Source organism: Sphingobacterium sp. HJSM2_6 (genome assembly GCF_049316305.1).
Lineage (GTDB): Bacteria > Bacteroidota > Bacteroidia > Sphingobacteriales > Sphingobacteriaceae > Sphingobacterium.
In genome coordinates this window covers 167140-192180 of the sequence record NZ_JBMOXB010000004.1, presented here as the reverse complement: position 1 = coordinate 192180, position 25041 = coordinate 167140, and the positions used below count along the sequence as shown (strand labels likewise).

Annotated in this window: 19 protein-coding genes and 1 tRNA gene; 14 read left to right on the top strand and 6 right to left on the bottom strand. The window is 35.1% G+C overall.

What is annotated here, in order from left to right; genetic code table 11:
* Window positions 1-15 precede the first annotated feature (15 nt).
* A complete protein-coding gene (locus ACFRAE_RS05710; protein WP_422796167.1) occupies window positions 16-1389 on the top strand; it encodes a Gfo/Idh/MocA family protein in 1374 nt (457 codons plus the stop codon).
* Between the two features lie 154 nt (window positions 1390-1543).
* Window positions 1544-2362, top strand: a complete 819-nt coding sequence (locus ACFRAE_RS05705) for an alpha/beta fold hydrolase (protein WP_422796166.1) — start codon at window positions 1544-1546, stop codon at window positions 2360-2362.
* 47 nt (window positions 2363-2409) lie between these two features.
* Here ACFRAE_RS05705 and ACFRAE_RS05700 read toward each other — a convergent pair whose 3' ends face one another.
* Together ACFRAE_RS05700 and ACFRAE_RS05695 are read right to left on the bottom strand one after the other, a co-directional pair.
* Entirely contained in the window at window positions 2410-3036 is a 627-nt protein-coding gene (locus ACFRAE_RS05700) for a DUF417 family protein (protein ID WP_422796165.1), read from the bottom strand.
* Between the two features lie 72 nt (window positions 3037-3108).
* On the bottom strand, window positions 3109-3927 hold the full coding sequence (locus tag ACFRAE_RS05695; protein WP_422796164.1) for a helix-turn-helix domain-containing protein: 819 nt from the start codon (window positions 3925-3927) through the stop codon (window positions 3109-3111).
* A gap of 754 nt (window positions 3928-4681) precedes the next feature.
* Between ACFRAE_RS05695 and ACFRAE_RS05690 the strand changes: the two genes are divergently transcribed.
* The 3 genes from ACFRAE_RS05690 to ACFRAE_RS05680 all read left to right on the top strand — a co-directional run bounded on the left by ACFRAE_RS05690 (window position 4682) and on the right by ACFRAE_RS05680 (window position 7323).
* A tRNA-Lys gene (locus ACFRAE_RS05690) sits at window positions 4682-4754 on the top strand.
* An 891-nt stretch (window positions 4755-5645) separates the two neighbouring features.
* Entirely contained in the window at window positions 5646-6875 is a 1230-nt protein-coding gene (locus ACFRAE_RS05685; protein WP_422796163.1) for a C10 family peptidase, read from the top strand.
* Between the two features lie 16 nt (window positions 6876-6891).
* The gene (locus ACFRAE_RS05680; protein ID WP_422796162.1) at window positions 6892-7323 is read left to right on the top strand and encodes a hypothetical protein; all 432 of its coding nucleotides are present in this window, start codon (window positions 6892-6894) and stop codon (window positions 7321-7323) included.
* A 915-nt stretch (window positions 7324-8238) separates the two neighbouring features.
* Here the strand turns inward: ACFRAE_RS05680 and ACFRAE_RS05675 are convergent.
* A complete protein-coding gene (locus ACFRAE_RS05675; RefSeq protein ID WP_422796161.1) occupies window positions 8239-8496 on the bottom strand; it encodes a hypothetical protein in 258 nt (85 codons plus the stop codon).
* Window positions 8497-9254: 758 nt separating this feature from the next.
* On the opposite strand from ACFRAE_RS05675, the gene ACFRAE_RS05670 reads away from it, so the two are divergent.
* Both ACFRAE_RS05670 and ACFRAE_RS05665 read left to right on the top strand, forming a co-directional pair.
* Window positions 9255-10361 (top strand): sensor histidine kinase, encoded by a 1107-nt coding sequence (locus ACFRAE_RS05670; protein WP_422796160.1) that lies wholly within the window; start codon window positions 9255-9257, stop codon window positions 10359-10361.
* Window positions 10358-11065, top strand: coding sequence for a LytR/AlgR family response regulator transcription factor (locus ACFRAE_RS05665; protein WP_422796159.1), 708 nt, complete (start codon window positions 10358-10360; stop codon window positions 11063-11065). The genes ACFRAE_RS05670 and ACFRAE_RS05665 overlap by 4 nt, the downstream gene beginning before the upstream one ends.
* Here the strand turns inward: ACFRAE_RS05665 and ACFRAE_RS05660 are convergent.
* Window positions 11062-11313 carry a lantibiotic dehydratase C-terminal domain-containing protein gene (locus ACFRAE_RS05660; protein WP_422796158.1) on the bottom strand — a complete coding sequence of 84 codons (252 nt, stop codon included), beginning with the start codon at window positions 11311-11313 and terminating at the stop codon, window positions 11062-11064. The two genes, ACFRAE_RS05665 and ACFRAE_RS05660, sit on opposite strands and share 4 nt — an antisense overlap.
* A 1311-nt stretch (window positions 11314-12624) precedes the next feature.
* Between ACFRAE_RS05660 and ACFRAE_RS05655 the strand changes: the two genes are divergently transcribed.
* The 4 genes from ACFRAE_RS05655 (at window position 12625) to ACFRAE_RS05640 (ending at window position 19597) form a co-directional block, all read left to right on the top strand.
* Window positions 12625-15627: a SusC/RagA family TonB-linked outer membrane protein gene (locus ACFRAE_RS05655; protein ID WP_422796157.1), complete on the top strand. Its 3003-nt coding sequence runs from the start codon at window positions 12625-12627 to the stop codon at window positions 15625-15627.
* A gap of 10 nt (window positions 15628-15637) precedes the next feature.
* A complete protein-coding gene (locus tag ACFRAE_RS05650) occupies window positions 15638-17290 on the top strand; it encodes a RagB/SusD family nutrient uptake outer membrane protein (protein ID WP_422796156.1) in 1653 nt (550 codons plus the stop codon).
* A gap of 12 nt (window positions 17291-17302) precedes the next feature.
* Window positions 17303-18154: a hypothetical protein gene (locus ACFRAE_RS05645; protein ID WP_422796155.1), complete on the top strand. Its 852-nt coding sequence runs from the start codon at window positions 17303-17305 to the stop codon at window positions 18152-18154.
* 564 nt (window positions 18155-18718) lie between these two features.
* On the top strand, window positions 18719-19597 hold the full coding sequence (locus ACFRAE_RS05640) for a glycosyltransferase family 2 protein (protein WP_422796154.1): 879 nt from the start codon (window positions 18719-18721) through the stop codon (window positions 19595-19597).
* 109 nt (window positions 19598-19706) lie between these two features.
* On the opposite strand, the gene ACFRAE_RS05635 is transcribed toward ACFRAE_RS05640, so the two are convergent.
* A complete protein-coding gene (locus ACFRAE_RS05635; RefSeq protein ID WP_422796153.1) occupies window positions 19707-20432 on the bottom strand; it encodes a WbqC family protein in 726 nt (241 codons plus the stop codon).
* Between the two features lie 527 nt (window positions 20433-20959).
* Here ACFRAE_RS05635 and ACFRAE_RS05630 point away from each other — a divergent pair.
* The 3 genes from ACFRAE_RS05630 to ACFRAE_RS05620 all read left to right on the top strand — a co-directional run bounded on the left by ACFRAE_RS05630 (window position 20960) and on the right by ACFRAE_RS05620 (window position 23780).
* Window positions 20960-22078 (top strand): glycosyltransferase family 4 protein, encoded by a 1119-nt coding sequence (locus ACFRAE_RS05630; protein ID WP_422796152.1) that lies wholly within the window; start codon window positions 20960-20962, stop codon window positions 22076-22078.
* Between the two features lie 11 nt (window positions 22079-22089).
* Entirely contained in the window at window positions 22090-23028 is a 939-nt protein-coding gene (locus tag ACFRAE_RS05625; protein WP_422796151.1) for a hypothetical protein, read from the top strand.
* A gap of 65 nt (window positions 23029-23093) precedes the next feature.
* Window positions 23094-23780 carry an acyltransferase gene (locus ACFRAE_RS05620; RefSeq protein WP_422796150.1) on the top strand — a complete coding sequence of 229 codons (687 nt, stop codon included), beginning with the start codon at window positions 23094-23096 and terminating at the stop codon, window positions 23778-23780.
* 99 nt (window positions 23781-23879) lie between these two features.
* Here ACFRAE_RS05620 and ACFRAE_RS05615 read toward each other — a convergent pair whose 3' ends face one another.
* Window positions 23880-25040 (bottom strand): sialidase family protein, encoded by a 1161-nt coding sequence (locus ACFRAE_RS05615; protein ID WP_422796149.1) that lies wholly within the window; start codon window positions 25038-25040, stop codon window positions 23880-23882.
* Window position 25041 lies beyond the last annotated feature (1 nt).

The window sequence follows — 25041 nt, the reverse complement described above, 5'->3', positions numbered from 1 at the left end:
CCTAAATCTATCTGAATGATGAATGAAAAAAATCTAACCAGCAGAAGAAACTTTATTCGCACGGTCACAGGTGTTGCGGTCGGTGCGCCCCTACTATTAGACGCTGTATTTGCCGCAGTTCCGGCAAAAAAACTGCGCCATGCTTGTATAGGCGTTGGTGGTATGGGAGGACATGACTTGCAAAATTTCATATCTCATCCGAATGTGGAAATCGTTGCCTTATGTGATGTCGATGAGAATCATTTAAAAAAGGCAGCAGAATTACTTCCAAATGCGAGGATCTATCGTGATTGGCGTGATTTGCTAAAAAAGGAAAAAAACAATATTGATTCGGTGAATGTAACAGTTCCAGATCATAATCATTTTATCATTGCCATGGCGGCTATTGAAATGGGCAAGCATGTCTATTGCCAAAAACCAATGTGCCATGATGTAGCTGAAGTCCGTGTACTTACGGAGGCCGCTATTAAAAAAGGAGTTGTCACTCAACTGGGAACACAGATAGCTTCTTCTATTGGCGATCGAACAGCCGTTCAATGGATTAAAGAAGGAATTATTGGGAAAGTAAAACATGCTTACCTCTGCTCCAACAGATCTGGAATTGCAGGTTACCGACTAGAGGGTCCTCGACCTACTAATAAACAAGAGATACCAGCTTCTTTAGATTGGGAAAAGTGGTTAGGAACCGCTCCTGAAAGACCTTACGCTACGCATGTCTATCATCCAGGTATTTGGCGTACTTGGCAAGATTTCGGAACAGGTTGGTCAGGGGATATCGGATGTCATATCTTTGATGCGGTATGGAAAGGTTTGGGATTAAAAGCACCACTGAATGTCAAAGCGAAGGTTCAACAATCCTGGAAAGATTCAGCAGCTCGTCAAGGAGATACTTGGCCACAGAGTAACCATATTACTTGGACTTTTCCTGGCAACGCCAAAATAGCAGGTTCCGTGTTACCTCTAGAATGGTTTGATGGTGAATTTTATCCACCTGAAGAAGTACGAGCACTTTTTAACAATGGTGAAAAATATCCTGAAGAAGCTGCCATGTTAATCGGAACAGAAGGTGCATTATTGATTCCACATGGGGGAACTCCAGTTCTTCTACCTGAAAGTAAATTTTCAACATATAATCATCCAAAGCTAGAGGAAAGAAACCATTATCATCATTACGTAGATGGTTGTTTAGGAAAAGCCAAACCAGAATCTCACTTTGCTCAATCCGGACCTATGACAGAAGCTATTTTATTAGGCACTGTTGCACTTCGTGTTCCGGACACCTTGTTGGAATGGGATGCGGTAAACATGAAAATTCCTAATAATCCTGCTGCTGAAAAATATTTAAAAAGAAAATATAGAAAAGGCTGGGAAGTAAAGGGCTTTAGTTAATCTATCCTAGATAAAGGTCGTTATTAGCTGATGATTTGAAATCAATCGGAGAAGCTGAATACACTTAAAATGAAAATCATTGACTGATTAAGCCATCAAAATTGCTTCAACATTGTTATATCTATTTATGGATAACAATTTAAACAATAAAATCATGAACAGATTCAACGTTGAAGACGGTACTGAAATTTATTTCAAGGATTTAGGAAAGGGACCAACGATCGTTTTACACCATGGCTGGCCCCTTTCATCTGACGATTGGGATGCACAAATTATGTTTTTTCTAAGCCATGGCTACCGCGTCGTAGCGCCTGACCGTAGGGGGCATGGTCGATCCATGCAAACCTCAGAAGGAAATGACATGGACACTTACGCATCAGACATTGCACAATTAGTGGATTACCTAAACTTAAAAGATGTCATTCATATTGGGCATTCTACAGGAGGTGGAGAAGTCATCCGGTATGCGGCCAAGTATGGAAAAGATCATGTAAAAAGCATTGTTTTAATTGCTGCAGTAACGCCATATATGATTGCTGACGAAAATAATCCAGACGGAGTCCCTAAAGAAGTGTTTGATGACATCCGCCATAATACGTTAACCAATAGGCAACAGTTTTATCAAGATATGCCGATCTCCTTTTACGGATATAATAGACCAGGTGCAGTAATCAAAAAAGGAATTCAAGATAATTGGTGGAGGCAAGGAATGATGGGGGGTATAAAAGCTCAATATGATTGCATTCAAGCTTTCTCTGAGACAAATTTTACGGAAGATCTTAAAAAAATTGCAGTCCCAGTCTTAATTCTTCATGGAGATGATGACCAAATTGTTCCTTATCAAACAACAGCATTAAAGGCTGAAAAAATCGTGAAAAAGGCTAAGCTGATCCTGTATCCCGGCTTTTCACATGGGATGCCTACGATTAATGCGGATGTGATCAATAAGGACATTTTAGCTTTTATTAGCTAATTAATTATCAATGAGTTTATCCTACCTATAATAGAACTAGAGGCATCCTAAATTTTGGATCCTCTAGTTTTTTTCCGTTTAATGTATTGATTTGCAGAATCTGACGCAATCACTAATCCCCCTGCCATCATTATAACATCCTTTATCACTAGTCGACCAGCTCCAGAAAGATATGGAAACCCATAGTGGGCAGTGGGAAAATCTCCGCCTAGATTTGGAACAAATGTTTCCGGAGTAGTTATCAAAAAAGATAAGGTGACTATAGCCATTCCGAAAGTCAATATCCCTCCCCATAATCCCAATTGCGGATACCAGATTCCCAGCATTACCAAAAGCCCAATGACTACAATTACCAACCCTAGTCCAAATGAAAATACATAAGTTCCATTATCCTTGTGCCATTCTATATTTTTTTGAACGACTTTTCCTTCAGGATTTTTATACAATTGATATTCTGAAACCAACTGCCCTTGATCATTAAACTTATGTTGGCTTGCGTTGCTGTAAAAGAAGCTCATGACAGGACTATTTGCAACAAACGGCACTATACCATCGGCTTCATACGGAAAGGCTTTAAGCCCTCCTATCCAAGCCATAACTAAAAAAATTGAAATTCTTAAAAAATGAATAAATGTTGATTGTCGTGTTGCCAGTTGAAATAGTATATTCTTCATCTCTGCTAATTTCCTTCAAAGATCAGCTAAACCGGGATGGTATCACATGGACATTCTTTGCAATTGCATGTACTATTTTGCAATTTTTGCTATACCAACCTTTTCTCTAAATGTTTTGGGGGATACACCAACTTCATTTTTAAAATATCGACTAAAATAAAATTCATCACTAAATCCTAATTCGAATGCAATTTCATTGACATTTTTATGGGTCAAATGCAACCGCTTTTTAGCTTCTAATACTACCCGCTCTTTAATTAGTTTCGATGCAGGCTTTCCGTATATCCCCTTAATTTTCTTGCTAAATACCGTCGCTGTTGTATGATAATAATCTGCATAAAACTGAATGGATTTTTCCTTTATAAAATTGCTTTCTAGTAATTCACGAAAAGTAGAAAATGCACTTTTCTGCTGTATATCCTCCTTCGCTGTAATTACTAGTTGTTTCTCCTTACTATTGATCGCTAATATCAGTTGCAGGGAAGCTTTCATAATAGACAACTCGTACGATTCATTACGCTGTTGAATTTTATGGATTCTAGTGAACAATGATTTTATTTCGACAAACTGTTCTTGTTCTAACAAGACGTAAGGAGTCGCGTATATATTATTAAATAAAATGCCATTACAAGCTACATCCTCTTTATGGTATTCAATACAGTAAAAATCTCCGTGAAATCCCAATTCACTTATTCTTAAATCGTCCGCATTATTCAATTTAAAATGTTGGTATGGACTAAGAAAAATACAGGAGGGTCCTAAAATTTGATAATCTTGCAAATCAATTGAAAAATTGATAGCATCTTCTAGCAGTAAAATGATATAATAGGGTTCACTAAATGATAAATCAGTTTGGTATACTTTTTCATTTATGACCCGAATGGTATTCATGCGTTAATCTCTTGAGGAATTATTAGTGATCTTTGGATATTGTTTACAAAGGTAGATAAATACCTCGGAACTATAATTCATCACATAGATTGCAAATCATTTAAATCTAAAGGGAAGTGCAGCCATTCAACAGGGTATATTCCCTCCTATTTACATTTTACTAGTCCATAAAAATCATCTTAATCTACGAAGGTTCGTTTTTTGTATAGTTTATGCTATTTCATAATAGTTGACTATTAACAATTACGCCATATTAACTAAGGTTCCAACTATCTAATAAATAGCGATAAATTATTCCTAACACCTCCCTAGCTTCAATAGCTTGATTGAATTAATCAAGCTATTTGTTTTTGGAATTAATAAAGAAGAAGAATGGCATTTTGGGTATTTATCAAACTCTATTGCCTTTTTAAATTCATATTCAAGTAATACTAAAATTTCAACTCTTTACTTTAGGCTTTGACTTGAATTCGGACGTATGTCTCATCCTGATTTCTGCCCTGAGTATACCCTAATTTTTCTCTCACTGATCCTAATATAGATGTATGAGCTTTAAGATAAACATGGTGTTTTGTTTGTAGTGTTTTGTACTTTTTGCCTTTATCTGTTCTCGCAATTATTAAAATCTATTTTAGTTATAAAATAGATTAAATACCTTAAAAACGTAAAATATGCATTTTATCTATATAGCGATAGACATAAGAAACTTCCCGTTTGAATTTACATGAATGTATTGTATCTTTAGTTAATGCAAGACTTCGTAGCTCAGTTGGTAGAGCAACAGACTCTTAATCTGTGGGTCCTGAGTTCGAGCCTCAGCGGGGTCACCTTAGAAAAAAGCCGTTATTACTTGCGTAAAACGGCTTTTCTGCTTTCCTTAAGGAGTTTTGGAACTTCCTCCCTATCCGTTTTGAAAACCCTCAAAGCGCTGTGTTTTGCATAATTTTTTGTTGAACTTCACGTAAAACCGTCACAAATATGGCGCAAAGGTTTATGAACAGCACAGAAAAGCAGATGGAACTTACAATGTAAAAATTAGAGTCTATCACAAAGAGGAGAAAAAATTTATTGATACACCTCATTTCCTATCCCTAAAATAACTCACCAAAGTTAAATGGGAAAAAAAATTTAATATTAAAGATCCTTTTGTCCTTGAAATAGTTGGCCCTAAAGGCGGAATAGATATTAAAAAATAACAACAGCCAAGATCTTCCAAAAAACATGTAAGTTGTTAAAATTGAAAAAATAACACAATATGTTTTTGATAATGTGCCATCAGCAGCAAATAGCCACGGTGGTTTTTTTTCTTCAATTTTTTAAAGAAACTTATATTAACCTTTTAAATTAATTTGTTGAAATCCAATAATCTATAAAAAATCGCCTAAACTACGTCGAGGAAACGTCCACTTTTCTATAGGTCGAAATCTCGTTCGTCGAGATTATTTATTTGATGATGGAAATTTTTCTAGATTTCTATCCGTTTAGCCTAAATATGAAATTATTATGAAAGGATTCCAAATTAAGATCTTTGCCTTTCTTCTTACACTGATTGTGCCTGTCAATTTGCTTTTTGCTCAAGGAGTAGAAGAAAATGCAGCGGTAAGGAATTATCTGAATAATATGTTCTCAACTTTAGACAAAACTAAATTTCAAATTAGTCTCCAGTTACTTACAACAGCATACTTTTTTAAAATCAAATTTTCAACAGAATCTTTTTTATGAAATTAACTAACCACAAACCGTTATCATTTTTGGGCATAATTGGCTTAACTCTATTTGCTTCATGCCAAAAGGAAAATGTAAGTATAATCACAAACCAAACTGATAGGCCTGCTATCAGATCAGTCACTGATGCAAAAAACATAGCGCTCCAGTATTATAAAAGTAGCATAAATTCTAAGGCAAGGACAAAGGCTTCTACTGAAGTAGTACCAACTATAGATGATGTCCAAGTTTTAACATCAGATATGTTAAGCTCAAATGGTTTAACCTATGCTAGAACAAAGAATAGCTCTACTGGTGATACATTACTTTATTATGTGAACTTTTCCGATGCAAAGGGAGGAATGATCCTTTCTAGAAATACGGAATGTCAACCGGTACTAGCCATTTTTGACGAAGGTAATTTTTCTTTTCAAAATGTTCTGCAAAATACGGATATGAATCTTGGAGCACTTTCGTTTATACTATCAGCCGTTGACTACAACATTTCTCCTGAATCTTTTAGTATCGAGCAGACAGAAATGCCGATAGATGATGGTGGCGGAGGAGGTGGATATGTTCCGGTTACTTTAGTTGATGAGGTTCTTCCGAAGGTTCGTGTCGAATGGAGTCAGTCACAAGATCCGTTTAATAGATATACACCAAACAATTATCCTGCGGGTTGTGTAGCAGTTGCTGTTGCACAAGCATTTACTGTGACAAGACACGTAGGAGCATTCAATGGTATATATCTTAATTATAATGATTTGATTCAATTTAGGGATTACAGCTATAAATATTTATTCCCAAATCAAGCAGATATAGCGGGCCAATTTGTAAGGCAGATAGGTGCTGCGGTAGCAATGGATTACGACGCCTCTGGAAGTGGCGCAAAAACTTCAGATGGCGTAAAGTTATTTAGTAACTTCGGCTTGATGAACGTCAATACCAACAAGGCAACCATAAGAAATACGCTAAAAAATTATTCCAATGGTATAATCATTATTAGCTCGAGAACCAAAAAGCCCTTCCTGGGAATTGCTAGAGGAGAGGGACATGCATACATCGCAGATGGTTACAAGCTATATTCTAACGGATCTGATCTTATCCATGTAAATTATGGCTGGGGACCAGGTGCCGGTAACCTGAATGGATACTATCTCACGGTTTTGTCGTCCCCACATTTTACAGCTGATGCACCTTCGACATTTCCACATGATTGGGATTTCTATTGTATTTATAAATAAAAATAAATTTAATAAAATGAAAATAACTTCAATCTTGACCAGCTTATCAATTGCATTTATTTTGATGCTTGTTATTATATCCTGTGATGACAAGGATGGATATGCTGATGCTCCAAATTTTGATTCTGGACCTTTTACAATTGATAGCAAGGGTTTGGATTCGGTATTTATTGCTAAAAATGATGTTGATTGGAAATTCTTGGATTTAACCGTTAATGGTAAGCAACTTTTATTAAGTGATAGTTCCTTAGAAACGGAACAACAAAAGACTCCTTCTGGTAACGAAATAGTTTACCTTATCAAAGGTGAATGGTTCACTCTAAAAAAATTAGACAATAAAAGAATTCAGGTTTATATTGATGAAAATAAAGATAAAGTAAGGTCTTTAGACTTCACAGTTCATAATGGAAATGGTTTTCGGAAAATATCTTTTAACCAAAAGATTTAGTAATTAAAAATAAGGATCCATTTTAAATCTTATACGGGACAAATGCAATCTGCTTCAGTCACGTTACTCAATACTTCGGAGCTCACTAAACTTTCAAGTTTGTGTGCAGATTTATATCATTACAATAAGTCTATTGGCATACCAAGTAGGAGCAATGTACAGCGATTAGATTATACCGAAGATTTTCCTGTACCATCATTTGATTTTAGGAATTATTTAGAGCTTAACTTCCCTTCATCGCAGCTAGGTCCGATCAGGAATCAATTGGTTAGGACAATAATTCATAAAAACGCTACTGATTTTTTTTGGGGTAAGCCAATTAATTATTTTTCAGGCCTAACGTGTTTCATACCTGAGCCTGATGACTTATATTTAAATTACTATAAGACTTAAAATTGGTATAAAGACAGTCGGACAGATTTGTTATTTTGAAATGTTTGGCAAATTACCCGTATTAAACCTTTGTAGTTGCCAAGGGGTACTTAGTCGGCATGGAGAATCCCACAATGTTCTCATATTCATAATTTTTTTGTAGATCACCGGATACTAAAACTACCATTGAAAGTAGATCTTCCTCCACTATCAGTTGGAACTGAAAACGCGATAGTCCCCTCTCCTTTAGTATTACTTTGTCCAGCACTTTTATCAAAATATGTAAAGTTGATATCACCCTTGCCAAAATAGTAAGTCTGTTGATTTTCGGTATATCTTATGAAAGATGTGTTCCAAAAATCGGAGAGACTCCCGCCTACTCCTTCCCTAAAGATAATTAGTGTTTTTTTGGATTAATACGGCGAGATTTATTGAATTGCTACAGTGATAATCGAACAATTCATTACGGAATCAAAAATCAATTACGCTTGATCTTTACAAAATCAGGTCATAAGCTTATATATAAATTGGACTATAACTCCACTAAAAAAGTGCTTGCTGAGGGTCATCATGCCCGAGTAGCGGCAAGCCTACCCGTCCATCAAATGCTGGTTCATAACGATGTCTACCGTCTGGCCGTGTTGGACATCCACGTAATGTGTATACGGGATAAGATTCTAACGCTAAACTTGGGATATCATAGGCAAATATAGAGGCCATATCTTCTTCATCCATGTTGGTTAGCCATTTCTTTTCTAGGGCGATTGCAAGGATAGCATGGTAACCATTCCCATAGTCCATATTAAACGAGATTGAAGGACCATAGGTCAAGTAGTATGTTGGCTTATTAATTTTTGTAATCGGTAGACCGTTTTCCGAGTGGTTATGTCCCCGCAAAGTGGAAAGAAAACAAAGATAGTAGGCTTTAAAATCCGGCAGGTAACTTTAGTTCCCTTAAAAGTATAGAATTCGAACAATTGCATATTTGCGCCCAACAGGCTCCTCGCTTGTTTAGAAATAGTAATATCGGGCAGATTAATTAGTTCCCACGATAAACTAATTACTGGAAATCTACAGTGATTAGGCTTATGTTTGACAACTAAAAATCTGGAACGTGGGAAACTAATCTGACATGTTTCATTTATAACAATCTCTTCCATGACCACTTATTTTCAAAGAGGTTTCTATCATAACTAGGTTAGCTTTTTTACTAGAAATTATATGGCAAGGGCTCCCCAAGTTAATACTTAATAATTACCAATATATAATGTTACGCTCATGAAATTTTTTCGACCAACGATGTTATTACCTATATATTCTATTAAATAGTCTCGATTTACAGTTTTTTTCTGACATATATCGATAAAATAGATCTTATAGTGGATTAATTGTTTTTTCATATTTAATGGTTTGTTATGCGAGTGTTGTAATTTTTTATTAAAGAATTTTTTGCAATACATTGATTACCTATCTATAACCAAAAGTTTCTTTGTTATATTTATTCAAACAATTATACAGCAAGTTATTTTCGATTTAATTATTTACTAAACCTTTGGTTAATGAAAAGTGAGATGCTTTGGGGTGAGTGGTATACACAAAAAGTAAGAATTTTCTCCCATTTACTATTCTGGGTTGCAGTCTCTCTATTGTATTACTTAGCATACAATAGGCTAGTTGGAGAATATTTCTGGATTTTTATGATTAAAGATCTTTTAGTCACAATTACACTATTCTATACCGCATCTTGGATATTGCCAAAGTGGATCATCAAAGGAAATATTGTTGGCCCCTTAACCTTTATATTTTTTGCTTTCATTTGGTGGGTTACTTGTGCTTATATTAATAGTTTGATTGCAGCGTCATTTATTCCATTATCCGAAAAGGATATCCATAATTACCTAGACATTTTTACCTCCGAAGGTTATTTGGGAATTTATTCCTTCAACAATCTTTCCGATCTAATACTTGATTTTTTGTTTTTAATTTCCTTACCATTAGCTCCTAAACTTACAAAAGTAATATTTCAGGGTGCAAATAAGCTTATCGTTCTAGAACGGGATAAGACTAGGTTAGAGCGTGATATTCTACAAATGGAGCTTGACATATTAAAATCTCAAATATCGCCTCATTTCGTATTTAACACATTGAATAGTATTTATGGCATGGCCTCGAAACAAGATCCCCAAACTCCAGAATCTATTTTGAATATGTCAAATCTATTGAGATATGTTTTGTATCAAACAAAAGATGACCTAATCTATATATGCCACGAAATCCAATTTATTAAAGACTATTTAAGTCTGATGAAGCTGCGGTACAAAGAAACAGTATTGATCGAAATTAGCGAAAGAAACACCCAAGAACCATATCAAATCGTACCACTTATTTTAATTCCCTTTGTCGAAAATGCTATCAAACATGGACCTGAAAGTAGCCGCAAAGAAGCATGGGTGAAAGTCGATTTGGAGATCGATGACGGGATACTAATGTTTCGTATAGCTAATAGTTTGAACCAACATGCAGAGAAGCATAAGCATGGAGGATTGGGTTTACAGAATGTAAAACGAAGATTAGAAATTTATTATCCCGAGAAACACACGTTTGATATTTCTGAAACAACAGACAGTTATACTGTATTTTTAAAATTAAACTTTAAAAGCCAATGATTAAATGTATAGTAATTGATGACGAAGAACCGGCACAGGAAATCCTAGTGGCATATTTAAAAAAAATCCCTGACGTTGAAATTTTGGGCGTTTTTGTTAATGCAGTTGAGGCAATGAAAACTTTAAACTCAAATGAAGCCAACCTTGTTTTTTGTGATATTCAATTGCCAGACATGAGTGGTATTACATTCCTAAAAAGCTTATGGAAACCACCACTATTTGTATTTGTAACAGGAGACCCTTCTTATGCAATTGAAAGCTATGAGCTAAATGTTCTGGATTATATATTGAAACCATTCGGTATTGACCGTTTGGTGAAAACTATCGAGAAAGCTCGGGCAATTATGAATATGGAGCGGAATAAAACTGCTGATCGTGATTTTTTAATTATTAAAGATAGGTCCAATATTATAATTTCTCCTTTTAACGAAGTCTATTTTATTAAGGGAGATAAAGACTATGTAATTATTGAAACTCATGATAAAAAATATAACGTGTGGAAGAAGCTTATAGATATGGAAGAGACGCTTTCTAATGCTAAACAATTTGTGCGCGTTCATAAATCTTATATCGTAAACTTGGATTTTGCGAAAAGACTGGAAGGAAATGTGATAAAGATGCGAGGGAGTTTACCTGACATTCCGATTGGCGGGCAGTATAGGGCAGAGCTTTTCAGGAAATTAGGTTTAAACGGAAATGATTAAACTTTATGCCTAGTTTTTTTGATCTCTGTTAAAAGATAGTTAGATAGGTATTGGAACATTACCATTTCCTGTTCTCGCTGTTTCTGAGGGAAAACTCTGTTTAAAAACATATGTATTAATGATGCCAGAATTTCAGTAGTTCGACCATTAAAATCACTATTGCGCTGGCATTGTAAACTGATATCTATTAACTCCACGAGATACTGCGCTAATAATGAATTTACCCTTGAATAAGTTAAATTATCCAAGAATTGTGAATAATCTTAACATTTTCGCGATAACTCATTTCCAGTGAAACCTTGAGGTTATAAAAATGGTTGAACTCGGTCATGAACTTTAACTTAATTCTTTCAGCCATTTCAAACTTGTCCTGCAAATTTAGTTGCAAGAAAATATATTTAATTACTTTTCAAATTTTTCTGAGATGGTTGGAAAGTCAACCAAAAAATCTAAAACTGCATTACTGCAACTTATTTTGACAAGTAATTACAACAAGCTTAATCTATTGATTTATAATCGATTAAGCCACAAAAGAACTCGTCTTAAAACAATAGGATAAGATGGATTACTAATTTTATTACCAAAAAAAATTAGTATGTTCGAATTTCAGATTTAACAACCTCCTAAATAAATTTTTAGAAAGACATTCAACGGAACCAATAGAAACATTAGAAATAGGTCAACAAGAAATTAGTAAAAAGAAATCACTCATACCTTCTATGAAATGGAATTTAAGGCAAATCGAACATCCCATAAAAAATCAAAATACCAATCGCAAAAGAGAAGAACCTATTGTTTTCCCTTAGTCATTGAATTACCTAGATTATTCAGAATAAAATCTTAAAAAAGACAAGTCAATACGATAGAGGAGCCCTGTTTAAACAAAAAACAAAATAATCCAACACCCCTGAAAACCCCTAAATAATAACTACTTGTATATACGTGTTACACGAGACATGCATATAAATATATTTTATATATAATTGATTTACAATTAAATATAATAGTATTTATAAATAAAAAGCAATCTCAACGCCATTTAACCTTGTATATACAAGAAGTTTAATTAAATTTGTTTTAGGAAAAATAACCAATAGAAAATAAATCTTAAAAATTGATGTGAAAAATGTGTTTCTCGCACATATTCAAGGTATTCATTTATTAAATTAAATAATTGACTTGAATCAAGTAAAGCAGCACAAACGGTCACATCAAGACGCTTATAATTTGCCGATACCGCATTTAAAAAAATCCTAACCCATAAACAAATGATTATTTGTGATTAATACTATTTATTCACTGCCATCTATTTACGTGCTATTTACTCGTTTTATCTACCCTGTAGACAAAACTTTATGCCCTATAAATCATCAACCTTAAGCTTCCGAACCTATTACGAGCAGTAAACAAATGCAAGACTTACACACTAAATAAATATTAATAAGATTAGTAAAAAACAACCAATTTAAATTTTTATGGCCTATAAAGACAAATTTCAACGTGGGAACCTAAGATTACGGGCTGTCCATTTTGCTTTATTTCCCATATTAACATGCTTTATGTTAATATTTGGAAATAAAGCTTCCGCTCATTCATCAGGTATTTTACAACAACAAATCGAGGTTACTGGAAAAATCACCTCTCCTGATGGTGTAGCCATTCAAAATGTAACCGTAAATGCTATTGGGGCTACCTCTCGCTCCGTAATTAGTAATACCGAAGGTATTTACAAAATAATTGTTAACCCTACAGACTCGTTAAGATTCAGCTCTATAGGATTCGAATCTATCGTAGTTGCAGTAAATGGAAGATCAAGAATTGATCTTGTTTTCCAAGAAAAACTAAATGTGATGGACGATGTAGTCGTCGTAGCCTATGGTTCACAGAAGAAAATTAGTTTAACAGGCGCTATTTCATCCGTTAGTACTAGAGAATTAAGACAGAGTCCAACAGCAAACCTAAGTAATGCATTGGCAGGACGATTGCCAGGCTTAATGGCTTACCAACCCAGTGGAGAACCGGGAAATGATCTTTCGCAAATATTTATCCGTGGAGTTTCCACCTTTAACAACGCTAGTCCATTAGTGGTCGTAGATGGTGTTTTAGGAAGAGACTTTGCTCAGTTGGATCCCAATGAGGTTGAAAGTATCAGCATCTTAAAAGACGCCTCATCCACTGCCGTATATGGTGTGCGAGGAGCTAATGGTGTGATTTTGGTTACGACTCGTCGAGGAAAATCTGGTACCCCTCAAATCTCTTTCACCTCTGAATTAGGCTACCAAAGCCCAATACGGTTACCGAAATTTTTAGATTCCTATAACTATGCGCAACTGTATAATGAAGCGTTGTCAAATGACAACTTGCCCGCAAAATACTCCGAACAAGATTTGGAATATTATAAAATAGGTGCAGATCCTTACTTATATGCAAACACCGATTGGTTTGGCGAGTTTTTAAAACCCTACACCCCAATGTATCGCGCGAATCTAAATATCAGTGGCGGTGGAGATAAGGTTAGGTATTTTGTTTCTGCAAGTGCCTTGACGCAAGAAGGGATGTACAACTTTACAGATTTAAATGAGTATGATTCCAATGCAAAATTTAACCGATATAATTTCAGATCGAATATTGACATCGATTTAAACAAAAACTTTACGGTAGGTCTTGACCTAGCAGGCCGTGTGGAAAACAGAAACTATCCAGGTCGTGATACCTGGTTGATATTTACTATTCTAAACCGTATACCACCAACATTTCCTATTCGAAATGCAAATGGGACACTTGCCGGAGATGGTCCAAATCCAGAAAATCCACTAGGCTTAATTGCAAATGGTGGATATAGAGATTTGTATGGAAACTTCTTGCAAGGAACCTACAAGATGAGCCATAAATTAAATTTTATTACTCAAGGATTGTCTGCTAGAGCAGCGTTTTCATTTGATGGAGGATTTGATTACAATATTAATGCCTCAAAAGGGTATGCTGTATATCAACTGCGGGAAGATGGTGGCTATAATCAATTTGGAAATGATTCAGAATTAGGAATTGGTAAAGGATATTCGTACAACCGTACCGTAAACTTAGAAGGGGCATTAGATTACAATCGTACGTTTGACGATCATGCCGTTTCTGGACTTTTGCTCTATAATTTAAACAAAAGAGTCGTTCATAATGACTCCTACAATATTCCATTTAGCTATTTAGGATTTGTCAGCAGGTTAACTTACGCGTACAAAAGCAAATTATTTGGTGAAGTTAACATTGGATACAATGGTTCGGAGCAGTTCCCTAAAGGACAACGATTCGGATTTTTCCCTTCATTTAGTGCGGGTTGGGTAGTTTCAGAGGAAAATTTCTTTAATAAAGATAACTCTTTCGTAAACTTCTTAAAACTTCGTGCTTCCTATGGAGAAGTAGGAAATGACCGATTAGGCGCACGCCGTTTCCTGTACCAACAAATCTTTCAGGGAGCCTCAGGCTATAGGTTTGGATCAGGCCAAGTGAATTATGGTGGTATTGCCGAAGGCGCATTAGCCAATATGGATATTACATGGGAACGCGCAAAAAAATCCAATATAGGCTTAGAACTTGGCTTATGGAAGGATCGATTATCCTTAACTGCTGACGCATTTATGGAAAAAAGAGATAATATCCTTACCACACGAGGAACTATCTCTAGCATCTTAGGAAGATCCGGTTCCGATTTACCTCCAGCCAATGTGGGTATCGTAGAAAATAAAGGATTTGACTTCGAACTAACGTATAGAAATTCGGCAACAAAAAAATTCAATTATAGCATCAGTGGTAATCTTTCCTTTGCTCGAAACAAGGTCTTATTTATGGATGAGGAGCGTAGAGAATTCGATTATCAATACCGCACAGGACATCGAGTGGGACAACCTTTTGGTTATGAAGCCATCGGTTTCTTTAGCTCTTACGAAGATATTCAAAACAGCCCTGCTCACTCTTTCGTAACTCAAGAATCCTTAAGGCCTGGAGATATTAAATATAAAGACATCAATAATGATGGCGTAATCGATGGGAATGACCAAGTTCCAATTGGATATAATACCGGAATACCGGAATTGATGTACGGCATATCGTCTAGAATTTCTTACCAAGGCATTGACTTCAGCTTGTTATTCCAAGGTTCTGGAGGATCATCCGTTTTCATGGATAATTTCGCTATTTGGGAATTCCGTGGAGGTGGTGCAGGGAAAGTGAATGAATGGCACCTAGACCGCTGGACTCCAGAAACTGCCAATACTGCGACTTACCCAAGATTATCAAGTGCAGACAATCAAAACAACCAGATATTATCAACCTTTTGGATGAGACCTAGAGATTATATCCGTCTTAAAAATATAGAATTGGGCTATACATTTGGAGCTCAATTCCTAAAAAATATCAAAATTCAGAAAGTCAGAATATATGCAAATGCATTTAATCTATTTACATGGGATAAAGCTAAAATAGTAGATCCTGAAGCCCCTGCATGGGCAGGGAATGATAACTACCCCCAACAACGTGTGATAAATGCTGGATTAAACCTTGATTTTTAAACCGAAGATTATGAAGATTTTAAATACAAAAATGATAAGGAAGATTTTTTTAATTCTTTTTATTATTCCATTCTTTCAGGCCTGTGACAAAAGTGCTTTGGATCGACAGCCCAATGATCAGATGACCGAATTAGAGGCATTTGAAGATTTATTGGTGGCCGATAAATTTCTAAACAATGTATATGCTGAACTGTATGGCAGTTTATACAATAGAACCTCCAATTACCTATTGGCTAGTACCACAGATGAAGGAGATGCCGCCAATTTTACCACAGGTGCCTATCATTTCAATATGGGCTCTTTAAGTCCCATGACCAATCCACTTCCTAATTATTGGGACATCTATTACAGTGCAATTCGAAAAGCAAATATTTTTTTAAGGAATATAGATGTTGTTCCCGGTAATGCGGAGCAAAAAGAGCGCTTAAAAGGTGAAGCTCAGTTTTTAAAAGCCTTTTTTTATCAGCAAATTTTCAAATACTATGGTCAATTTATCATTGTAGACCAAGTATTGACGGTTACAGATGATTTAGAGTTGCCAAAAAATTCCATAGAAGAATGTGTGACCTATATTACATCCTTATGCGATGAGGCTATTTCAAAGCTACCTATTGCACATGATCCTTCAGACTTAGGAAGGGCAACCAAAGGAGCAGCAATGGCGCTAAAAGCCGAATGTCTATTGTTTTTTGCCAGTCCATTGCATAACCCAACAACCAACAAAGATCGTTGGAAAAACGCGGCAGATGCTGCAATGGCAATCTTATCCAATCCAGAATTTGAATACAAGCTTCATAATAACTATCAGAAACTGTTTTTAGAAAACAACAATGAAGAAATCATTTTTGCCTACATGGCTGGCTCTAGTACCAATGCCATGGAAGCTGCTAATGGTCCTTCAGGTTATGGCGGCTGGTGTGGTCTATCCCCAACACAAGAAATGGTGGATGCCTATGAAATGAAAAATGGTGTGGCTCCATTTTTAGAAAATGGCAGTATAAACCCCTTGTCAGGCTATGATGCTGCTAATCCTTATGAAAACAGGGATCCAAGATTTTACGCCTCCATCTTGTATAATGGTGCCAATTGGCAAGGAAGAGCGGTAGAATCTTTTGTAAATGGCAAAGATGGTATAGCCATCGGTGCGCACACAAGAAGCCAAACGGGTTATTTTCTAAAGAAATTTTTAGATGAATCATTAGTCCTAAATGGTCCACAACGCCGATCGGCTACTTGGAATCTTTTCCGATTAGGTATGGTAATGTTGGATTTTGCAGAAGCAAGAAATGAATTTTCAGGCCCTGACAATGAAGTATATGCCGCTGTAGATGCTATTCGTTCACGTGCAGGAATGCCAGCTCTCCCAGAAGGATTAACCCAACAGGAAATGAGAAAGAAAATCCATCAGGAACGCTTAATTGAAGGTGCATTTGAGGATTATAGATTTTGGGATGTACGACGCTGGAAAGAAGGAGTTGCTCTATTTGGAAAGCCTATCCATGGAATGCGGATTACGAAAATAGGCAATACCCTAAACTATGAGCGTTTACAAATTAAGAACAGAGTTTTTGATGATAAAAGACACTTATTCCCTATTCCACAATCAGAAGTTAATAAAAACAAAAATCCAATACAAAACCCCGGATGGGATCTATCTAACTAAGACGTTATAATCATGAATAATCTATTAAAGCATATCAAAAAATACACGGTAAAAAGCTTGTTTATTATCAGCTTTTTAACCATTAATTCCTGTGCAGAAGAAGAGGCGATTGCTCCTTGTGTTTCTCAATTTTATTATGAGGGCACACCATTTCGACAAGGAGATAATTTGGTAATTACACCCAAATTTGAATCAGGAGAGGAAATAGCTGGTGAATTTACCTCCACCGAAGGCCTGGTAATCTTAGACAAACAAACTGGTCAAGTGGATGTTGGCGCTAGTGTTCCTGGCGTGTATACCGTTAGGAAAGCAATGATTGGAAATCCAGGTTGCGGAAATCGAATTACCCTAGGTGTCATTGCGATCCTTCCACCTCCAGCGGTCTTCAATTTGGCTGAAAGCTTGTCCGGTTGGGGACTTTCAGGAGCCAGCTTTCTCGATAATACCGATAAGAAAGAAGGCGAATCGTCCATAAAAACGAAGGTTGATGGTCTCGTTATTATGCAACATAATCTTGCCACGCCTTTAAATGCTAAGGTTGGAATTGCGCAAGGCGAGCTACACTTCTGGTTGTATATTTCAGATCCAGATCAGTTAGAGCCAAATGCAAGTATAGGTCAGATAGAACTTACAAGTTCTGGAGAGCCCGATAAAGAAGAGCTTACTTGGGTTATTATTCCTAGCAATTTTAATTTAAAAGCTGGATGGAATCAGATGAAATTAAAGTTTAAAGATGCGGGAGTAACCGGTGGAAATATAGACCTTAATGCGATAAAGTTTTTTAGACTCTATATGTTCCCCAAAGAGGGGGCACAAACATTAACAGTTGGTATCGATGATATGAAAATCTTGGCTGAGTCTTAAAAAAAATAAATTACTTTAGAATAATTTGCTTCGAAATATCAGAACGCTTGTAGTTTAACAAAGTGCTCTTATTTCAAGCAACTGATTACTTAAAAAAAGCTTCTCTGTTCTAGAGAAGCTTTTTTTGTTCTACATTTTTCGAGCTGTTGTTAGTCCCTGCAACCGTCCTTATGAAACCTTACGCGTTTCAGCGATAAAATACTTCCCCCTAGGTACACCTGAAAGGCATTGTTACAACAATATGCACTAAAACAACAAGCAACTAACCTTATAGTACAAAATGAGACAAATTAGTTTATATTGATCAAAAGAGTGTGCAAACAATATCCTATTGATTAAATGGATTGTTAAAAATTAACATTCAATTAATAATAATCATTATCTTCGGAAAATTTTTAAAAACACAACGGTAAAGAATCATATTCAAAACACAAAAACCCACTTAATACATGAAAATAAGGGGGTTGACGAAATTGCACAAACAATTCTTTCGACAAACCGTTTTCTATAAAATCAGTAGAATAGAAAATTTATTAATTATAAAAATCACATAAACTAATTTATATGTTTCCAGAAATATCCATCGTTGTACCCTGTTATATGCAAGGGCAATATTTGGAAGAATGTTTAGATTCTGTTTTAAACCAAAATTTTACAGATTGGGAATGCATCATTGTCAATGATGGAAGTACAGATGAAACGGATCGAATCGTGAAGGAATGGCTTTTGAAAGACAGTAGATTCATTTACATCAAACAAAAAAATCAAGGAATATCTAGCGCTAGAAATACAGGTTTGCAAACGGCAAAAGGAAATTGGATTCAATTTTTAGACTGTGATGATTTAATAGAGAAAAATAAATTACTCGCCTCCTCAAAATTCTTTGATCAAGATATTGATCTTATTTTATCCGGCTATCGATATTTTGAAAGTTTTGAAGGCCCTAAATTTACTAGGATTATTGGTAGAAACAATTTTTTACCTGAAGTCTGCATCGATCGGACAGATCAAACAGATCGATTAGCCTTATTTTTTGAAAAAAACCCTTTCGTAATTAGCTCACCCCTATATAAAGCTTCAATATTTAAAGAAATTGGAGGTTTTGACGAACGGCTTTCCGCTCTTGAAGATTGGGAATTTAACTTAAGATGTGGTATAAACGGATATGTTATGCAACATATAGGCTATTTACCGGAAACAAAAACCCTAATCAGATTACATCAATCTAGTCTTATGCGCAATAATAAAGTGATGGACATAAACTTAACCAAGTTTAAGCAAATCCTTGAGCAAGAAGATCAATATAAAGAGAAATACCAGCTCTTTAAAAAAAGTAAAAACCAAGGTGAAAAGAAATCAATAAAGGAAGTATTGTTTATGATCATCCCCCCTATCCTCCTACTTTTTTATCGAAAATTTACCCAAAAAAATATTAAAATTTAGGAACTCTTCTCCTTGATCTGCAAGAATTAGGATAGCTCCATTAGAAAAGCGTAATCCAGCAAAGGTCTAAAATGCTATGAGTTTAACTTAGATAGTGGTTTTTATTATGCTAATTCAACTCATATTGATCCAGCATCTGATGAATTTCCTCTTTAGAATTAAACATCAGCGCATCTAATATAGATAAGCCAGGTTCAAAATTACGGTTGTCTTGTTTATACGCTTTCAATTTTATGGAATGAAAAAATATGCCAACATCCGCTCGATGATACTTCTCCCGATTGTAGAAATTCAATCCACCAATCGGATTAACATACGTCAATTTTCTTCCTAAGGATTTGCATATATTTAAACACCAATCATCAGCCTCTTGAGGTTGATCAATTTGTAAATCCATTTTTGTAAACACAGAAATTTCCCTAGGCATATTTAAGTAATTACAAAGTTCTATAAGAATATGCTTATTCAGGGAAGTGATGTCCTCAAAATCTTTGGAGAAGATCCCTTTAATAAAATCAATAGTTTGTTGATAATAAGGCGCCACTCTCTTATAAACCTCTAATTGAGCTAATATTTTCTCTTTCCACGGCTTTGAATTATCAATTAAACAATCTTTAATTAAACTCCGACTTCCATTGGTTTTAATCAAAGGAACTTGAATATACAGCCAACCTTCATGTTGTTTAATTATCCGATTTCTTTCAATCCATCCTCGATTAATGAATTGAACACTATCTAATAAAATAAATCGATCGGTATGTTTGATTAAACTTATATACCCTAAATAAGGAAAAAAATAAGGCTGAATAATCCCAATCTTCTCTCTAAATTTCATTTCTTAACGTGCAAAATTTATTTTCTAATTGTTAATTCTCTCGGCTGTCTATTTAAAAACAAACTTATATTTTAAAAATCATAAAAGACCATTACCTAACACAGCGGTTATGGAAGCTCTATCAATTCTTGACAAAAAATAAATTTAATTGGAAACAACTCGGTTCTGGTCGAGTATCCAAATAATTGGTTTAATTTTAATAATAGTTATGAGTGTAAAGCTATTAAGTTATTCCAAAAAATAAAAATTTATTAGTTGAATTTCACTGAAAATTACCACATCGAGCACTTAAATTAATATTCAATGTATTTTATTGAAACAAAAAGAAAAAAAATTGGACTTATTGACGAATATTAATGATGGAATTCTATATTTACATGACCAATTATGAATAAAGAAATATTCCTATTCAAACCATGGATGTGTAGCAATTGAATTACATTCCAGACAATAATATTTGTTGTCGTCATTAATAACTTACAATCTTACATTTTACTTTTCATATAAATGAAGTTTGCGCTATATTCATGCTGGCTTATCCAAAAACGGATGCCATTATTCCTTACCAACCCATAATCATGAAAGTAAAAATCATAGTTGAAGCTGGTTTAACTGGTAATCCATTTAATGGACACTTTAATTATTGCAAAAGTCTGAGTCAGGCTTTAGGAAGATTATTTAGCAAAAAATATAGCTTTTATTTTCTTCGCATGAATCATAATCATGTATTCAAAGTTGACAGCCCGATCAACTTAATTTCCTATCGCTGGTACACTTATTTGTACCGACATTTGTTTAAATTCCAAATTTGGCACATAACTTATCAATTAACGGATTTATTACCCTTACAAAAAGATTCAAAAATTGTATTAACCATACATGATTTAAATTTTTTAAAAGAAAAAACAGCAGCTGACATCGCGAAAGATTTAGCTATTCTCCAATATAATATTGATATATCTACTAAAATTGTTGCAATATCCCATTATGTAAAAACAGACATTGAAAGATATTGCGATTTAAATGGAAAGTCTGTTAAAGTCATACACAATGGCTGTTCCATTGATCCCGAAATCATTAATCAATTAGATCAAGACAAGTATTTCACCAAGGGCAATTATATATTTAGTATAGGTGTTATCGCTCGCAAGAAGAATTTCCATATTCTACCCTATTTATTATTGGGAAATAACCTACACCTTGTAATTTCAGGTTTTATCCAAGATGAAACGTACCATAGTCAAATTCTACGCATTGCAGAACAATTAGGTGTTAGTGATCGAGTACAGCTTACAGGTCCAGTTACTGAACTAGATAAATATAGGTTATATCGCGATTGTTCTTTATTTGCTTTTCCATCCTATGCAGAGGGCTTTGGATTACCTGTCGTGGAAGCCATGAGATTTGGTAAAAAAACATTACTGTCTAAACATTGTTCTTTACCAGAAATAGGTGGTGATTTTGCGTATTATTTAGAATCAGACGATGCAGAATACTTAAAAAATTTCGCATTAGAAGAACTACCAGCGCTTTTAAACAGGCCAACTGATGAACAAGCCATAACTGCTTGGTCTCAACAATTTAATTGGGATAAGGCCGCTTCTGAATATGAGGAAGTTTATCAACAAACTATCCAAGATTCTTAACCGATAAAAGTATGAAACAAATTAACTTAAGACATAAAGTAGAGAGTCTGCTAAGAATATTGGTGAAAGGCACCTATGAAAACTTAAAATACAGACGGAACCACATTTTAAAAACCTATCGTGAAAAACCTGTGGAAAAAAACCTATATGTTTCCTTTACCACCTATGGGCCGAGGGTACATATTTTCGAATATACCGTTCTATCCATACTAGCGGGGAGTATACTGCCCGAAAAAATATTAATTTATGTCCCAAAAGGATTTAAAGATCTGCTCTATGCCAAAACAGACTCCATCTTATTGGATCATCTGGAATTGGGAATTATAGAATTAATTGAAATGGAAGAAGATTTAGGTTGTCATAGTAAATATTTTTATGCCTTTAAGGCTTATGGTGATCAGAAAGATATTGTAATTTGTGATGATGATGTTGTATACTATGTGGATTGGTTAAAAGATCTTATTCAAGGTAAACATAACCATCCAGATTTCGATGTTTTTGCCTATAAAGCCGTACAAGTTTATCGTACAGATGACGCCATAGAACCATATGACAATTGGTTTCATTTAACAAGAAACCAGCAGGAAGGAAAAACATTATATGCAGAAGGTGTAGGTGGCGTACTATTCTTAAAAAACAAATTGACCAAGGAGGTGTTTAATAAAGAAGTATTTATGAAAATTACACCTAAAGCAGATGACGTTTGGTTATGGTTTTGCACTTATTACAATAAGTTAAATGTGAAATATATAAGCCCAAAAAATAACACAAAATTATTGTACGTTATTCCAGATTCTCAAGTGGTTAATTTATGGAGCGACAATACCAGTTTAAAAAGAAATGATATTTATGTAGCAAACTGCAATACGTATTTTAAAGAACAATTAAATTTTGAATTAATGCCGCTTATCCCATTAGCCCCTGAATCTCATAATATGAATAAAGAATAGTTATCAGAATAGTTTGGTCAATTGACTCGTTGCTATTATTTTTTGAACGCCACCTAAAATATGCTATGAAACAATCCATTAAACAATTTTTAAATAAATATCCATCAATTACGGAAAAACTTAAACGTGCAAAATATTATTTAAATAAAACAAACCGGTCTTCTTCAAAACAAATACATGGAGTAGACAACATTTTCGAGATTCATCCATCCGCTATCCTTAAAAATTGTACGATAGATGTGGAAGGAGACCATAATCGAGTTATCATTAATGAAAATTGTCGTCTGTATGAGGTGAAAATTTACATCCGTGGGAATCACAATTTGATCGTTTTAGATTCAAATGTTACCTATCAAAGTGGTTTACTTTGGGAAGTGTGTAACCATGGCCGTATTAGCATTGGAGAAAATACAACGATAGAAGAAAATGTAAATTTTCAAATTGCAGAGGATCATTTAACGATAGCAGTAGGTCAGGATTGTATGTTTAGCAGCAACATTTTTATTTGGCCACAAGATTGGCATCCAATTAATAACATGAACCGAGATCGAATCAATCAAGGAAAAAGTATAAGCATAGAAAATCATGTTTGGGTAGGTTATGATGTCAAAATACTAAAAGGTGTCATAATCGGAAGTAATAATATTATTGGCACCAATGCCTTAATAACTAAAAGTTTTGAAGAAGAACATGTTATTATCGCCGGAAACCCCGGAAAAATAACGAAAAGAGACATCCATTGGGAACGATAATTTGCTATTGCTGGATAAGCCTTTTTCCATAGATACACTTTAGAGATCCTGGTTTTACACAATCCAAGCTGCTGGGAAAATCATACGGATAAATAAGTCTTATAACTTTCGGAAATCTTCAATTCGATGGAAGGTTAAATAATTTGCATCATGATTGTTTTTCGCCTTTTTATTCCCATCAAAATAGGCCGTTCTGGATAAGAATATCAGATCATCATTTTCGATTAGCCAATCTACATATTGAAACCCATGATAGATGACATCCTCATGTTCCAATATAATTTTCACATCTACCCAATCGGTTAAATCTTTAGATTTTCGCAGCATTAGCACATTTCTAAAGGTACTTGGACTCCGGTCTGGAAATTGTTTAGCATATTTTTCAGGGATTACATTCACAAGGGTATAATACATTGCTGAAGGCTCATCGTATTTGATCACAAATTTCTTGCTTCCTCCAGGAAATTCTCGGAAACCCGTAGACTCATCAAAACTCAGTTGCTTACCATCTTTGCTAAGCTTAAGAAAGGCGGCCTTCTCTTGCTGCGTTGAACGATCGTCTACCCGCAAAATATTCCACAACTGCTGATCCTTCCCGACTACAAAATTGCCTTCTAACCAGCCTCCAAAGTTTCCACTAAGATAGTGCGATTGATATGGAACAGCGTTGGACACTTGCCAAGATTTCGCATTCAATAAATCGGCATTTTCATCAGCACTCATCACCATTGCAGCATATCGCTTTCCCCATTCCAACACGGGTCCATGAGCCGTTTCCATTGGTCTCCATAACCGACCAGCATAGGATACGACAGGCATGGGTGCACAATGAAATTCACCTGTTAATAAAACGCCATTTTCTCTATTGGTAGGTTGAGTCCAGGTTTTCCCAGCATTGCTCGATTTACGAATCAATACCGTCCCATGATGCCGATCTGGCCCTAAAAAATACAAGTCTCCTTGATGCACAAATAAAGAACTCCAAAAAGCTCCTTTTATCGTGCTTACCTGTTTCCATTTTTTCCCTTGATCTTTGGAAATAAAAATTCGGCTTTCAGCTTGCTGCCATTCGGAACTTTGAGGCCCAAAAAAGTCGTGAGATGCCACATAATCCCCATTGGGCATAACAACTAAACTAGGCGATCCAATGTATTTCTGTTCATCAACAGCACTAAAGCAAACGACATTTCCAGGCACTTTTTGGCTAAAACCATAAATAGGCATCAGGCATAAAGTAAGGCAAAAAATTGATTGTATCACG

Bases quoted from the DNA above. Each gene is read 5' to 3' on its own strand.
- ACFRAE_RS05700 (WP_422796165.1), bottom strand. From the start codon at position 3,036: ATGAAGAATATACTATTTCAACTGGCAACACGACAATCAACATTTATT.
- ACFRAE_RS05710 (WP_422796167.1), top strand. From the start codon at position 16: ATGATGAATGAAAAAAATCTAACCAGCAGAAGAAACTTTATTCGCACG.
- ACFRAE_RS05645 (WP_422796155.1), top strand. From the start codon at position 17,303: ATGAATAATCTATTAAAGCATATCAAAAAATACACGGTAAAAAGCTTG.
- ACFRAE_RS05640 (WP_422796154.1), top strand. From the start codon at position 18,719: ATGTTTCCAGAAATATCCATCGTTGTACCCTGTTATATGCAAGGGCAA.
- ACFRAE_RS05680 (WP_422796162.1), top strand. From the start codon at position 6,892: ATGAAAATAACTTCAATCTTGACCAGCTTATCAATTGCATTTATTTTG.
- ACFRAE_RS05665 (WP_422796159.1), top strand. From the start codon at position 10,358: ATGATTAAATGTATAGTAATTGATGACGAAGAACCGGCACAGGAAATC.
- ACFRAE_RS05630 (WP_422796152.1), top strand. From the start codon at position 20,960: ATGCTGGCTTATCCAAAAACGGATGCCATTATTCCTTACCAACCCATA.
- ACFRAE_RS05620 (WP_422796150.1), top strand. From the start codon at position 23,094: ATGAAACAATCCATTAAACAATTTTTAAATAAATATCCATCAATTACG.
- ACFRAE_RS05705 (WP_422796166.1), top strand. From the start codon at position 1,544: ATGAACAGATTCAACGTTGAAGACGGTACTGAAATTTATTTCAAGGAT.
- ACFRAE_RS05685 (WP_422796163.1), top strand. From the start codon at position 5,646: ATGAAATTAACTAACCACAAACCGTTATCATTTTTGGGCATAATTGGC.
- ACFRAE_RS05670 (WP_422796160.1), top strand. From the start codon at position 9,255: ATGAAAAGTGAGATGCTTTGGGGTGAGTGGTATACACAAAAAGTAAGA.
- ACFRAE_RS05635 (WP_422796153.1), bottom strand. From the start codon at position 20,432: ATGAAATTTAGAGAGAAGATTGGGATTATTCAGCCTTATTTTTTTCCT.
- ACFRAE_RS05625 (WP_422796151.1), top strand. From the start codon at position 22,090: ATGAAACAAATTAACTTAAGACATAAAGTAGAGAGTCTGCTAAGAATA.
- ACFRAE_RS05675 (WP_422796161.1), bottom strand. From the start codon at position 8,496: ATGGACTATGGGAATGGTTACCATGCTATCCTTGCAATCGCCCTAGAA.
- ACFRAE_RS05655 (WP_422796157.1), top strand. From the start codon at position 12,625: ATGTTAATATTTGGAAATAAAGCTTCCGCTCATTCATCAGGTATTTTA.
- ACFRAE_RS05650 (WP_422796156.1), top strand. From the start codon at position 15,638: ATGAAGATTTTAAATACAAAAATGATAAGGAAGATTTTTTTAATTCTT.
- ACFRAE_RS05695 (WP_422796164.1), bottom strand. From the start codon at position 3,927: ATGAATACCATTCGGGTCATAAATGAAAAAGTATACCAAACTGATTTA.